The organism is Bradyrhizobium iriomotense (assembly GCF_030160715.1).
GTDB classification, from domain to species: domain Bacteria; phylum Pseudomonadota; class Alphaproteobacteria; order Rhizobiales; family Xanthobacteraceae; genus Bradyrhizobium; species Bradyrhizobium iriomotense.
Genome location: NZ_BSOW01000001.1, coordinates 143,203 through 156,729, shown reverse-complemented (window position 1 = coordinate 156,729; position 13,527 = coordinate 143,203). Strand labels below are relative to the sequence as shown.

The following is a 13,527-nucleotide window of genomic DNA, read 5'->3' as shown; positions in this document are numbered from 1 at the left end:
GCCGGCTTGTACCTATTCTTTGGTCTAGGCCGGCTAGTCCCCGCGAAGCTCCACAGGCAACGTTTCCCATATGCGGATCAGATCTCCAACCGACGCCGCTTGCAGTTTTCTCGTTGCATTGCCGCGATGCAGCTTGACGGTGATTTCGCTTATGCCGAGTTCGAACGCAATCTGCTTATTGAGGCGGCCCCTTGCTACCTCGCGCACGACTTCGCGCTCGCGCGGCGTCAACTTTGCAAACCGGGCGACGTGTTGCTCGATGCGGCCGGCCGCAGCTCTCTGCAAGACATCCTTCTCGATTGCCGTCGTGACTGCATCGAGAAGAGTCTGATCTCTGACCGGCTTGGTCAAAAAATCAACGGCCCCAGCTTTCATCGCCTGGACGGTCATGGCGATATCGCCATGGCCGGTTAGGAAGATGATCGGTCGCATATTGCCGTTTTGGGCGAGATGCTGCTGGAGATCCAAGCCGCTTGCTCCGGGCATGCGCACGTCGAGAATCAGGCAGCCTGGTCGCTCCGGAAGGTCGGCGCGCAGCAATTCCTGCGTCGAGCCGAAGCAGCATGCGTCGATCCCTACCGACAGCAGCAGCTCCCGAAGCGAGAAGCGGATCTCTTCGTCGTCATCCACGATCAGAACGAGCGGACGATCTGTGTTCTCAGCGGCGATAGCCATGGGAAAGCGAGACAAGTGCGATACAGTCGGTGAGCCGGCGAATGCGGTCCCAATCATGTCGTGACCTCCTCTGCTTCACCGCTTCTTCTGCAGGGGCGCGGGACCCGCTGCAGCTTTCCGATCACTCGGGTTTGAGCGTTCGCCGTGCGTTGTAGTGGTATAGGGTTCCTGCGTCTTTCCCAAAACGACCAAGCTTTGTCCGATCCTGCTCGTAGCACGTAATCGTGACATTCGGAGCCACGGGAACTTGCAGGATAACCGCCATCAAGAAACCGACAAATGCCTGGAATTGTTTCGGATTTCGATCCGCGACGCTGCGCTTACGGCAACGGATTTGGGCTGGACGGCCGCTTGCCGAATTCCGATAAGGTGCGGGACTCTCGCGGGCACACCATGGCCTGCTCGATCTGACTTCACTCGTGAGACTAGATATCCGACTTCACTCGTGAGACTAGATAGATGGCACAGTCGGCGCCCTTCGGACAGCGGCTCGGGAAGATCCTCCATTTAAAGGATGCGCCGCCCACGCTGACGACGCGGTCATTGCGCAGCCTCGAACTCGCAGTCACCGAAACCCGCAATGATGATCCTGAGCCAGGCCTTTCCGGGTCGTTGACCGCCGAGGACGCCTTCCTCGTGAGCTTGAAACTCCACGATTATCCGGATTGCGAGCTCTGGGAACGCGGCAAGAGCCTCATGAAGGCGGATGTCCGAGCAGGCGCCACGTATCTGTATGACCTCAAGCACGATCCGCGCTACGTGATCGACAAGCCGTTCCATTCCCTGTTCTTTTATCTTCCGCGTTCGGCGCTTGACAGCGTCGCCGAACAGCCCGGCACGACACGTGTCGATCAACTCGATTGTCAGCTCGGCATGGGCCATGACGACGAGGTTATCCGTCATATCGGAGCCTCTCTGCTACAGGGGCTACGTCGGCCGGACGAGACCAACCAGCTTTTCGTCGATCACATGATGATCGCGCTCACCGCACATGTCGCCCAGACCTATGGCGGCCTGCGGCGCATCAGCAAATTGCCTCGCGGCGGCCTCCCAGCCTGGCAGGTGAAGCGTGCCTGCGAAAAGCTCGAATCCGATCTCGGCGGGACGTTTTCATTGCAACTCGTCGCTGCCGAGCTCGGCTTTTCGGTCAGTCATTTTTCGCGCGCATTTCGAACGTCCACCGGACTGCCGCCGCACCAATGGCTGCTTCGCCGGCGCATCGATACGGCCAAGCAGTTGATGCGCGTCCGCGACCTGCCGCTCTCCGAGATCGCGATCGCGGCGGGGTTTGCCAATCAAAGCCACTTTACGCGGGTGTTTTCGACCATGGTCGGCGTCAGCCCGGGAGCCTGGCGCCGCGGCGCACAGGGCGCGCCGGATTAAACCGACACTCAGACCCGCGAGAGCCTCGTTGAGCTCCGCCGATGCATTCGACACGGCCCGCTCCTTCGGCCAGCCGCCCGGCAAATATCGATGTTCGGCGACCTCAAACGTCTGAATTGATTGCCGGCACGGCGCACAGACAAAGTACCGCGCGCCTCTTTGCTCCATCGAGCCGTCGCAGGCAGGACAATGGATCGGGATCATCAGGCAGTCGGCCACGGCGTGATTGCCCTAGTCGACGGTTTCATGTCGCAGGATCGACGTCGGCTGCGTACCGACGAGGTTCGTGCCGACGGAACTGATGCCGGCGCTTTCGAGCAGCATCGCGAGCTGCCTGCGAGCGTGAAACATCCGCGTTTTCACCGTCCCGCGCGGAATGTCGAGAATCTCGGCCACTTCAGCGACCGATCGTTCGTGATAGTAGATCAGATCGATGACGAGCCGATGCTCCAGGCGCAGCTTACCAATACAGGACCGCAACACGGAGTTCGTCTTCCGCCGATCGGCTGCGGCCTCGGGCGACTCGCCCTCGTCGACAATCTCGGGAATCTCGACATCGTCGATGCGTACGTGCGCGCGCCGCCGCAAATGACCAAGCGCCTTGAAGCGAGCGATCGACAGCAGCCATGTCGACACGCGTGACCGCCCCTCGAACGCGCCTGCCGCATGCCACACGTCCAAGAAGACGTGACTTACGAGATCCTCGGCAATTGCTCTCCCGCCGACGAGCCGGCGAATGAACTTGAATAGCCTTTCCCGGTGACGCAGGTAGAGAATATGCATTGCGGCACGATCCCGCTTCGCAACGCATCTGATGAGATCATCATCGGAGTCCCGGTGCCGATTGCCATCATCCGAGGCTCTCGCGTGCCAAGACGGCGCACTCGTTCGTGCTGCGTCCCTGAAGGGTTCACTCTGGCGCCGGGCCAGCCCGGCCAGAAAGCTCTCACCCAGAGCGACTTCAGGCGAGCTTCCCAGTGCCTGGTCGAATTGACACCGCCGCATTGAACCCTCCCATCACCTTGTCGAGGGTTGGAAGATGCGCTGCAAAGGCAGGACAGCCTATCGTCTCGGCGGTTCGACGTCTGATCTCTTGGTTTAGGTAGATCTAGACTTTCCGACTGGCGAATGCGCGGCGACCAAGCGTCGATCGCCAGCCAAAAAGAGGCAATATGATCCCGGAGCGACCGTCAGGCCGCGACCGGGGTTCGTCCGCGCTCGAAGGTGAAGTCACGATATCCCGCCTGCGCGACGGCGGCGCAATACTCCCGGTACTTCGGAAATCCGCCCGTAAAGAGCGTGAGCCCGAGCGGCTTGTCCTTGACGTTGGCGCCGAGATACCAGGTCTTCGCCTTGTTGAGCAGCGAGCGCTGCGCGATCCTGACGACGAGTTCCATCCATCCATCTTCAGCCGCCTTGGTCGGCTCGACGGTGGCGAGGCCTTGATCAGCCATGTGCGTGATCAGGTTCGCAATCCAGTCGACGTCGTTCTCGCTGATCCTGACGATGTTGGCCAGCGCCGCCGGGCCGTTCGGCCCCGTGGTCATGAATAGGTTCGGGAAACCTTCCATCATCAGGCCGAGATACGACCTCGCACCGTGCTTCCATTTGTCGTTGACCTTGCCGCCGCCGCGGCCGACGACGTCGAAAGCCGTCAGCGCGCCAGTGAGCCCATCATAGCCGGTCGCGAGAATCAGCATGTCGAGCTCGGTTTCGCCGGTCTCGGTCCGCACGCCCTTCTCGGTGATTTCGAGAATCGGATCGGCGACGCAGTCCATCAAGTGGACATTGGGCAGATTGAACGTCTCGTAGTATTCAGTGTCGAGGCATGGCCGGCGGGCAAAGATGGGGTAGCCGCGCGGCTTGAGCTTTTCCGCCGTAACGGGATCCCTGACGACCTCGTCGACCTTGCCCCGCACGAATTCTGCGACGTGCTCGTTGGCCTCTTCGTTACTCAGCAGATCCGTGAAAGTCCCCAGCATTGCGAGGCCACCAGCCTTCCAGGCGTCTTCCATGAGCTCGCGACGTCGCACCGGCGTCACGCTGAAGAAGGCGCGGGTGGTCCAGGGACGCACGCCGCCGTTCGGGCTGTTGCGGGCAGCCTCGCGAAGGCCGGCGTAGTTGCGCTTGACCTCCGCGACGTAGTCCGGCTCCAGCTTCTGATTGCGCATCGGCATCGTGAAACTCGGCGTGCGCTGGTAGACGAAGAGCTCGCGGGCCGTCCGGCCGACTTCCTGGACGATCTGGATGCCGCTCGATCCCGTGCCGATCACGCCGACGCGCTTGCCGGCGAAGCTCACCGGATGATGCGGCCACTTGCCGGCGCGCAGCAGCTCGCCCTTGTAGCGCGCGATGCCCGGGATCTGGGGATCCATGGGGACCGACAGCGGACCGGTCGCCATCACGCAGTAGGTTGCCTCGACCGTCTCGCCGCGATCGGTCGTGACCTTCCAGAGCTTGCGCGTCTCGTCCCAGACGGCGTTGGTGACACGAGTGTTGAATTGATAGTGCTTGCGCAGATCGAGCCGGTCGGCCACGAAGTTGAAATAGGCGAGCAACTCCGGCTGCGACGCAAATTCCTCCGACCACGTCCATTCCTGCTCGATCTCCCGAGAGAACGAATAGCTGTAGTCAACGCTCGGAAGATCGACCCGCGCGCCCGGATAGCGGTTCCAATACCACACGCCCCCAACATTGCCGCCGGCCTCGAATGCCGCGAGCTTGAGGCCCATTTCCCGGAATTTGTACACGGCGTACAAGCCGCCGAAACCGGCGCCCACGACGACGACGTCCAGGCGTTGTGCACCCATCTCAGAGCTGCTCATCTCGGGCATTTCCTCGCTTGCATCATTGACTCAAGTCGGAGCGGCGATTGAAGATGTGCCGCATACGAAACCGGCTGCACTCAAGCCGCGGCCTCGCCTTGAAAACCATCTCATGAGTTCTGCAGCACCACTACCGCTTTGACGGCGTGTGGGTTCAGTTTCACATCTATGAAAGAAAACGAGCGCGTTACGACGCGCGTACGGGGCGTCGAAGGTCACGCCCTGCCGAAATGCATCAGCAATCATCGCACACCGGCTTGTCATCAATCGCTCGTGGTGCTCGCATCGCCAGCGTCGCCGAATGCGGTCCAGCCTCCGTCGACGTAGAGGATCGACCCGTTGATGTAGGATGCTTCCGGCGAGGCCAGGAAATAGGCAGCTTTCGCAACCTCCGCCGGCTCGCCGAAGCGGCCGAGCGGAACGCGGCGCCGGATCCGTGCGCTGTCAATGCGGCCCGACGCCCGCAATGCGGCCACGCCCGGCGTGTCGATATAGCCCGGCGCGATGGTGGCGGTGCGCAGTCCGGCAGGGCCAAGTTCGGCCGCCATACATCGCGTCAGAATGTCGATGGCCGCCTTCGAGGCGCCGTAGGCGTGGCGCGGCGCGAACGGCAGGAACGTGTTGATCGAGCCGAGATTGAGAATGATGCCGCCGCCCCCCATCAACTTGACCGCCTCGCGGGCGCAGAGGAACGCGCCAACGACGTTCACCTCCAACACCTTGTCGAAATCCGCGACGGATTGATCGAGCACCGGCACGAAACTGTCGGCCACCGCTGCGTCGTTGACCAGCACGTCGATGCGACCGAAGCGCTCTCTGATCGCGGCAAACAGCGCCAGCACATCCTGCTCCGACGAGACGTCCAGCGCGAAGGCCATGTGTTTCGCGCCGAGCGCGCGCACCAGGTTGGCCGCGCGATCGCCATCCTTGTCCGCGACGACCACGGTGTCGCCGCCGGCGGCAAATCGCCGGGCGATCGCCTCGCCGATGCCGTTGGCGCCGCCGGTCACCAGCACGATGCGCTCCCGCGACGTCCGCTCGGGCCTCGCCAGTTCGGCATCCGGCGTCCCGGTGACGGGTGGATGCGCATCGCCCGGCTGATTGAAGGATTGCCAGCCGCCATCGACGACGAGGACCGCCCCCGTCACATAGCCTGTCTCCGGCGAGGCGAGAAAGCGCGCCACGGCGGCGATCTCATCCGGCCGTCCCATGCGCCCAAGCGGAATGCGCCGCCGAACCAGATCGAGATTCGCCTTGCCCGAGCGCTCGAGCTCCGCGACCATGGGCGTGCGGACATAGCCCGGCGCAATCGCCACGACGCGAATGCCATGCTTCGCCCATTCGCAGGCGAGCGACCGCGTCGCCGAGATCAATCCTGCCTTGGACGCCGCATAGGCGTTGCGCTTCGGGTTGCCGAGCACACCCGCCAGCGACGCAATGTTCACGATGACACCGCCGAGCCCCATCATGCGCCGCGCCACCTCGCGCGCGAGCACGAAGGGGCCGCGCAGGTTGACGCTCAATGCCTTGCGAAACGAGGCGACGTCAGTGTCGACAGTCGCCGCCATGGTTGGTCCGAGTGCTGCGTTGTTCACGAGGACGTCGATCCGTCCAAATCGCCGCATGATCGCGGCGACGAGACCCACGACCTCGTCTTCGGAAGCCACATCGCAGTGGAACGCCGCATGCTCGCCGCCGAATGACGCGGTCACGTCGACGACGTCGGTGCCCGGCAAATCGACGGCCGCGATGATATCGCCGTCCCGGTGGAAAGCTTCGAGCAGCGCGCGGCCGACACCTCCGGACGCTCCCGTGATGACGACGACGCGCCTCTCTTTTTCCATGATTGCCCTCCCTCGCTGCGACGGCGTACGTCTTACGTGCGGCGCGCCTCGGCGAGAATTTCATGGATGGGATCGTTCGGGAGCGGCGCGCCGATCGGCATGCGCGGGCCAAAACGCACCTCCTCGCTCTCGGTCGGCACCGCCTGCTCCTCGAGCCAATCGAACGCCACGATGCGCCGCGCGACGCGCCACTCACCGCCGCGCTTCTCGAAGAGATCGCAATAGCGCCCGGCTATGAGAAATTGCCGCACGACTCCGTCCTGGCCTGGACCACGCTGCAAGGCAAGAAAATAGGTCTCGACCGCGGCACGCGTCGGCCCGACGAGTTCAATCAGGATGTTGCCGACCTGATGGACGTTGCGCGCGCCGCTCTTGAACACCTCGCGCGCCCAGAGAAAGAAGCCCTCGACCGGCCCGGAATAGACGCCGTGCCGATCGGTCGCGTCGGGCCAATAGGCGCTACGCAGGGTGGCTTCATCGGCTCGGTCGACGCCCCGGCAGTAGCGGTAGATGCAATCGCGGATCGCCTCCCGGTCCAGGTACTGGGTCAGCTTTTCTTCGTTGGCCATATATCCTCTTTTCCTACAACCAGCGTCAACTGCGCGACGCAGCGTTGCGTGGCACCAGCAACGCGTCGAGGGGCATGACCCCCTCGCCGCGCGGCATCACCAGAACCGGGTTAAGGTCGATGCTTTCGACCACGTCGTCATTATGGGCGGCAAATTGCGAAAGCCGCGACAGCATCACCGCCAGCGCATCGACGTCGGCCGGCGGCGCACCGCGCACGCCTTCCAGCACCGCAAAGCCTCGAATCTCGCGGATCATTCGTTGCGCCTCGGCGACATCGAACGGCGCGACCCGGAAGGTCACATCCTTGAGCACCTCGACGAGGACGCCGCCGAGCCCGAACATCACCACGGGACCGAAGGACGGATCCCGCACCACGCCGACAATGGTCTCCACGCCTCCCCTGATCATTGGTGAGACGATGACGCCCTCGATCCGCGCGTCGGGCCGCTTGTCGCGGGCACGGGACAGGATGGTGTGGGCGGCGTCACGGGCCTGCGCCTCGTCACGCGGACCGACGATCACGCCACCGATCTCGGTCTTGTGCGCGATATCAGGCGAGGAGATCTTCACCACCACTGGAAAGCCGATCGCCGCGGCGGCCGCACCGGCATCCTCATCCGGGCGCACCAGCGCTTCTTTCGGAAAGGCAATTCCGGCCGCCTGCAACAGCGATTTCGCTTCGTGCTCGCTGAGCGCGCCATCCGGCGGCGCGATGCGCGAGGTGGCGGTCGGAGCCGTGCGCGCCTGCTTCGCCGCGTCGAAGCTGCGGCGAAACCAGACCAGTGCAGCCAACGCGTTCACCAGCGCCGAGCCATCCTCGAAGATCAGGAAGCCGTCGTTCTCGTAGGCCCGAACGATCTCCGTCGGCGCCGACATCGACAGCGCCAGGACCCGGCCTTCATGTCCAGCGGTCGCGGTCCGCAGCGCCTGGCGCAGTTTAGCCGAGAAGGTGGGGCTGGCCGGTCCGCTGCCGAAAATGCCGGCGAAGAGGTAATAGCCGCCCTTCTCCAGCATCGCGGCAATGTAGCTCGTCATCAGCGGGAGATCGGTGAGCGCCTGCGCCGTCGCGTCCACCGGATTGCGTGGCGATGCGTAGGGCAGCATCGCCTTCAGTTCGTCCTGCGCCGCCTCGGGCATTGGCGCGACGTCGAGCCCGCACGCCGATGCATCGTCGGCCATCTGAATGCCGAAGCCGCCCGACAGTGTGAAGATGCCGAACCTGTTGCCGGTGGGATAAAGCCCCCGCGCGCAGGCATAGGTCACGTCCAGGTGCTCGGCAGTGGTCCGCGCGCGATAGGCACCATATTGCCGCAACGCCGCATCGAACACGGCGTCCGATCCCGCCAGCGCCGCGGTGTGCGAGCTCACCGCCTGGGCGCCGACATCGGAGCGGCCGACCTTCAGGAAGACGACGGCCTTCTCCTTGGCCCGCGCAACCTCCAGTGCCTCGATAAACGTGTCGCGATCGCGAATGCCCTCCGCATAGGCCATCACAACCTTGACGTCGCCCTGATCGATGACCCAACGCAGCGCTTCTGCCACATCGATATCGCACTCGTTCCCGGTCGTAATCCATTGCCCGATGCCGAGGCCACGCTGGCGCGCCAAGTGGGCAATGTGGGAACCGTAAGCTCCGCTCTGCGAGACGACGGCGATCGGACCGGGCTCGACGAACGCGGCATCTAGGATCGCCGAGAATGTTCCGTAGTAGCCGATGCCGGCGTTGAACAGTCCAAGGCAATTCGGGCCGAGCACGCGCATGCCGTTCTCGCGGGCAATGCCGGCGATCTGCTCCTGGGCGAGGCGTCCCTCTTCGCTTGCTTCGGCAAAACCGGCCGAAAACACCACGGCCGCCTTGACCTTGCGATCCGCGCAGTCTCTCAGCGCCTGGACCGTGCCCTGCGCCGGCACTGCGAGGATGGCAACGTCCGGCACCTCCGGAAGCGCTGCCACCGAGTCGTAGGACCTGATGCCCTGGACGGTGTCCCGCTTCGGATTGACCGGATAGACCGCGCCCTTGAACCCGCCCTCGCGGAGATAGCGCAAGGGACGCCCGCCGATGCGCGCGACATCATCGGATGCACCGATCAGGGCGATGGATCGCGGCTTGAAGAGAGGATCGAGGGAGGCTGGATGATGGCGCATCAAGGCGTGTTCTCAACTGGGAGGGAATGGCTGGAGTCCGAAGCGCGCCTCCGGCAAGCCGGTCACGCCGAGACCGTCGATCGCGAACAGAAAGCCGCCGTTCGGGTGTCGCGAGACGGCGCGTCCCGTTCCCGAATCCTTGATCGAGGTCACATAGAGCGTCGACATGTCGGGGCCGCCGAAGGCGACCGATGAGGGCAAGTCGGTCGGCGCGTCGATGAGACGATCGAGCTCCCCTTGCGGGGTGAAGCGCGCAACCTTGCCCACCTGCACGAGCGCAACCCAGAGGCAGCCGTCACAATCGATTGTCGCCCCGTCCGGGCCCGACTGATATGGCCCGGTGTCGATGACGATCCGCGGTTCCGGATCGAAGGCGTCGCCGGGCCCGTAGCTGTAGGCACGGATCGCACGATCGAGGCTGTCGGCGAAATACATGGTGCGGCCGTCGGGGCTGAAGCAGAGCGCGTTCGAAATACGAATGCCGTGGGCGAGCACCATGTGTGCGCCACCGGCATCGATGCAAAATAGCTGCCCCAACGGCTCGGCGTGGACGCCCATGGTACCGCAGAGAAACCGCCCCCAACGGTCGACCTTGCCGTCATTGAAGCGCACGCGCGAATCGCTGGGATCCGGCCGGAAGAGCGCCGCCAATTCGCCTGAGCCGAGATCGAGCCGGTAGATGCCATCCGCGAGCGCTGCAACGAGGGTATCGCCTTGGCCAAGCCCGACCGAACCCACCATGGACGGCACGTCCCAGTGTCGCGAGATCCCGCGCTCGGGTTCATAGGCGTGGATCCGGCGCGAGACGCCGTCGACCCAGTAGAGCCGCTGTCGCGCGGCATCCCACACCGGGCTTTCGCCAAGCTGCGCGGCCGTCGTCGATATCCTGCTCACCTGCAGCGCCATCGAGGGAATTTCCAACTACGCCCACTTCAACAATCGCGCGACCCAGGCGGCGCGCGAGTGAGCGACGGGCGGGGCGCGCCCACCCGTCACCGCGTTCACTGGGTCTTGAGGAGATCGCAGGCGCTTTCCGATGCCGGACGCCAGGCATCTTCGGCAGGAATGGTCCCGGTGATCTCGTAATAGTCGTAAGGATATTTCGACTCGGTCGACGTCTTGATGCGGGCTGCATAAAGCGGCCGCATCACCTGGCCGTCGGCACGGATGCCGACATTCTTCATCTCGAAGTCGTCGATTGGCGTGCTCTTCATCTGTCGCATCACGGCATCGCCTTCATCGGTCTGCGTCGCCGCGATTGCCTTGAGATAATGCGTGACGGCGCTGTAGGTGCTCGCTTGCGCCTCATTCGGGATCCGGCCGCTGAACGCCGCCTGAAAACGCTTCGCGAAGGCGCGTGTCTCCTCCGTCATGTCCCAGTAGAACGGCGTCGTCAGGCGCACGTTCTGCAGCGACTGCAGGCCGATACTGTGGGTCTGATTGAGCAGCAGACCCAGCGGCGCAAGCTGCTGCTTCTGCGTCAGCCCGAATTCCTGCGCCTGCTTCATGGCATTGGCGAAGTCCGAACCCGAATTCGCCAGCGCAATGACTTTCGCACCGCTCGATTGTGCCGTCAGCAGGAACGATGAGAGGTCCGAAGAATTGAGCGGGTGCAGCACGGACCCGACGACCTTGCCACCATCGGCCTTGATGAAGTTCGTGGTATCAGCCTGCCAGGCCTTGCCGAAGGAATAGTCGACGGTGACGAAGAACCAGGTGTCGAGCCCCTTTGCCAGCAGTGATTTCACAGTCGCTTTGGGCAACGCATAGGTGTCCATCGCCCATTGCGTCGTCATCGGCGAGCATTTTTCGTTGGTGAACATCGAGGCCGCCGTTCCGGCCAGGAGATACGGCTTCTTCCGGTTCTTCATGACGTCCTGCACGCCAAGCGCAATCGACGACGCCGAACAGCCGACGATCGCGTCTACGCCCTCGTTGTCCAGCCAGCGCAGGGCAATAGCCATGCCGATATCCGGCTTGTTCTGATCGTCGGCCACGACGAGCTCGATCTTCTTGCCGTTGATGGCGCCACCGACGTCGCTGATCGCGAGCCGAGCCGCGGCAACCGAGCCGGGCCCGCAATTGTCGGAATAAGGACCGGTCTGGTCGTTCATGACGCCAATCTTGATGACGTCCCCGGAAATCCCCTGCGCCGCGACCGGTGTCGCAGCAAACGCTATTACACCTGATAGGATCGCCATAACGGCGAGGTAGGCAGCCGACAGTCTCATTTCATCCTCCCTATAGCCCGCGGATCTTCTGGGATCTTCTTGTAGTGGCGGGCGGCCAAAGATCATTCGATGCGCCCTCAAGAGAACGCGTAGGTAATTCCTCCATCGACGAACAACATGTCGCCGGTGATGAAGCTCGCCTCGTCGCTTGCAAGAAACACGGCTGCATTCGCCACGTCGCGCGGCTCCCCGAGTCGCCCTATCGGCACACGCGCGCGGCGCCGCTCCCACGCCTCCTCGCTGACAACGAGATTGGCGCCATCGGTCGGCGTCGGCCCAGGCGCGATCGCGTTCACGCGGATTCCGCGCGGCCCGAACTCGGCCGCGGCCGAGCGCGTCGCACCCGCCACCGCGGCCTTCACCGCGCTGTACATCACGCCATTCGCCATCGCGAGCACGGCAGACGGCGATCCGATATTCACGATGGCTCCGCCGCCGGCTGCGGTCATTGGCGCCAGCACCGCCTGATAGCCCCAGATCACGCCCTTCAGACCGACATCGATCATCCGGCCGACCATCTCCTCGGTCTGCTGCTCCAGCGGGCCGTAGCGATTCCACATCGCGTTGTTGACCAGGATGGTAGGCGGACCGAACGCCTCGACAAGACGATCGACTGCCCCAAAGACGTGGGCCCGCACGCCGGCATTGCCGACGATGGCAATGGCCTTGCCGCCATCTGCGACAATGGCGCGCACCGCGGCTTCCGCCACGTCCAGCTTCAGGTCGAGCACCCCGACCGCCGCGCCCTCACGCGCGAACGCTTCGGCGATAGCGCGGCCGATGCCCCGCCCTCCGCCCGTGATGAGCGCCACGCGCCCCTGCAACCTGCCGCTTCCCACGACGCCCTCTCCACCTCGGCCAATCTTTCGCGCCCTTGGCCTTGACTGGAGGCACCTTGTCATGCGCAGTTGGGGCAAACAAAATATAATTCATTTGTGAAGCCGACTTTCACATCCGTGAATTTTTGGCGGCGACGGGGACGCGAAACATGCAGGCGGCGGTAACGAAATCCGCAGCGATACCGGGTGGCCCGTCCACCGTGAAGTCGGCGCTACGCGCGCTGGAGATCCTTCAGTTCTTCATGAACGTTCAGCGGCCGCGCGCGATGTCCGAGATCGGGCTCGCGCTCGGCTATCCGGCGTCGAGCACGACCGTTCTGCTCAAGACACTCGTGAGCATGGGCTACCTGAATTACGACCGGCGCATGCGCGTCTACTTCCCGACACCCAAGGTGACATCGCTAGGCGACTGGATTCCGCGGGCTCTGTTCGGCAACAGCCGGACGCTCGAAGCCATGCATGACGTCCACGCCGCTACCGGCGAAACCGTATCGATCGGCACAACGAACGATGTCTACCTGCAATACGTCAAGATCGTGCAATCGATCCACCCGCTTCGCTTCCACGTCGACGAGGGGACGCTGCGACCACTGACTCAATCGGCACTGGGTTGGCTCCTGATGTCCACGATGTCGGACGAGAAGGTCGACAACATCATTCGCCGCGCGAACATCGCCACGCCCAACGCGTCGGATCGCGTGAAGCTGCCCGACATGATGACTCGCATTCGACAGATCCGCGGCAAGGGATATTGCTCTGCCGAAGACATTCCCATTCAGGGGGGCGCGACGATCTGCGTCCTGCTGCCCGTGACGATCCAGAATCAGCCCATGGTCATCGGCCTCGGCGGCGCCGCCGAGCGGATCCGGCAGAATTTCAGTCGCTACCTCGCCGTCCTGCAGCGGGCGGCGAAGTCGGTCAGGATGGACGAACAGCTCGACAAGCCGATCGACGTCGAGGTCTAAAGCGCGATGAGATTAGGATAAATCGTCATCGCGCTTTAGGTTGTTGTTTA

11 protein-coding genes are annotated in these 13,527 nt (G+C 63.4%); 2 read left to right on the top strand and 9 right to left on the bottom strand.

Annotated elements, in window-relative coordinates; translation table 11 throughout:
* Nucleotides 1-33: 33 nt before the first annotated feature.
* Nucleotides 34-675, bottom strand: coding sequence for a response regulator transcription factor (locus QQL28_RS00680; protein WP_284260531.1), 642 nt, complete (start codon nucleotides 673-675; stop codon nucleotides 34-36).
* Nucleotides 676-1,134: 459 nt separating this feature from the next.
* On the opposite strand from QQL28_RS00680, the gene QQL28_RS00675 reads away from it, so the two are divergent.
* On the top strand, nucleotides 1,135-2,058 hold the full coding sequence (locus QQL28_RS00675; protein ID WP_284260136.1) for a helix-turn-helix domain-containing protein: 924 nt from the start codon (nucleotides 1,135-1,137) through the stop codon (nucleotides 2,056-2,058).
* A gap of 231 nt (nucleotides 2,059-2,289) precedes the next feature.
* Here the strand turns inward: QQL28_RS00675 and QQL28_RS00670 are convergent, their stop codons facing one another.
* From QQL28_RS00670 to QQL28_RS00635, 8 genes are all read right to left on the bottom strand, one after another.
* Nucleotides 2,290-3,063: a sigma-70 family RNA polymerase sigma factor gene (locus tag QQL28_RS00670; RefSeq protein WP_284260134.1), complete on the bottom strand. Its 774-nt coding sequence runs from the start codon at nucleotides 3,061-3,063 to the stop codon at nucleotides 2,290-2,292.
* A 185-nt stretch (nucleotides 3,064-3,248) separates the two neighbouring features.
* Nucleotides 3,249-4,883 (bottom strand): flavin-containing monooxygenase, encoded by a 1,635-nt coding sequence (locus QQL28_RS00665; protein WP_284260133.1) that lies wholly within the window; start codon nucleotides 4,881-4,883, stop codon nucleotides 3,249-3,251.
* Nucleotides 4,884-5,146: 263 nt separating this feature from the next.
* A complete protein-coding gene (locus tag QQL28_RS00660; protein ID WP_284260132.1) occupies nucleotides 5,147-6,727 on the bottom strand; it encodes a glucose 1-dehydrogenase in 1,581 nt (526 codons plus the stop codon).
* Nucleotides 6,728-6,759: 32 nt separating this feature from the next.
* Complete coding sequence (locus QQL28_RS00655) at nucleotides 6,760-7,296, bottom strand: nuclear transport factor 2 family protein (protein ID WP_284260131.1); 537 nt, start codon at nucleotides 7,294-7,296, stop codon at nucleotides 6,760-6,762.
* 25 nt (nucleotides 7,297-7,321) lie between these two features.
* Nucleotides 7,322-9,442: an acetate--CoA ligase family protein gene (locus QQL28_RS00650; protein WP_284260130.1), complete on the bottom strand. Its 2,121-nt coding sequence runs from the start codon at nucleotides 9,440-9,442 to the stop codon at nucleotides 7,322-7,324.
* Between the two features lie 12 nt (nucleotides 9,443-9,454).
* Complete coding sequence (locus QQL28_RS00645) at nucleotides 9,455-10,348, bottom strand: SMP-30/gluconolactonase/LRE family protein (protein WP_284260128.1); 894 nt, start codon at nucleotides 10,346-10,348, stop codon at nucleotides 9,455-9,457.
* 95 nt (nucleotides 10,349-10,443) lie between these two features.
* The gene (locus tag QQL28_RS00640; RefSeq protein ID WP_284260126.1) at nucleotides 10,444-11,673 is read right to left on the bottom strand and encodes an ABC transporter substrate-binding protein; all 1,230 of its coding nucleotides are present in this window, start codon (nucleotides 11,671-11,673) and stop codon (nucleotides 10,444-10,446) included.
* Between the two features lie 77 nt (nucleotides 11,674-11,750).
* Nucleotides 11,751-12,512 carry an SDR family NAD(P)-dependent oxidoreductase gene (locus QQL28_RS00635; RefSeq protein WP_284260124.1) on the bottom strand — a complete coding sequence of 254 codons (762 nt, stop codon included), beginning with the start codon at nucleotides 12,510-12,512 and terminating at the stop codon, nucleotides 11,751-11,753.
* 149 nt (nucleotides 12,513-12,661) lie between these two features.
* Between QQL28_RS00635 and QQL28_RS00630 the strand changes: the two genes are divergently transcribed.
* Entirely contained in the window at nucleotides 12,662-13,477 is an 816-nt protein-coding gene (locus tag QQL28_RS00630) for an IclR family transcriptional regulator (protein ID WP_284260122.1), read from the top strand.
* Nucleotides 13,478-13,527 lie beyond the last annotated feature (50 nt).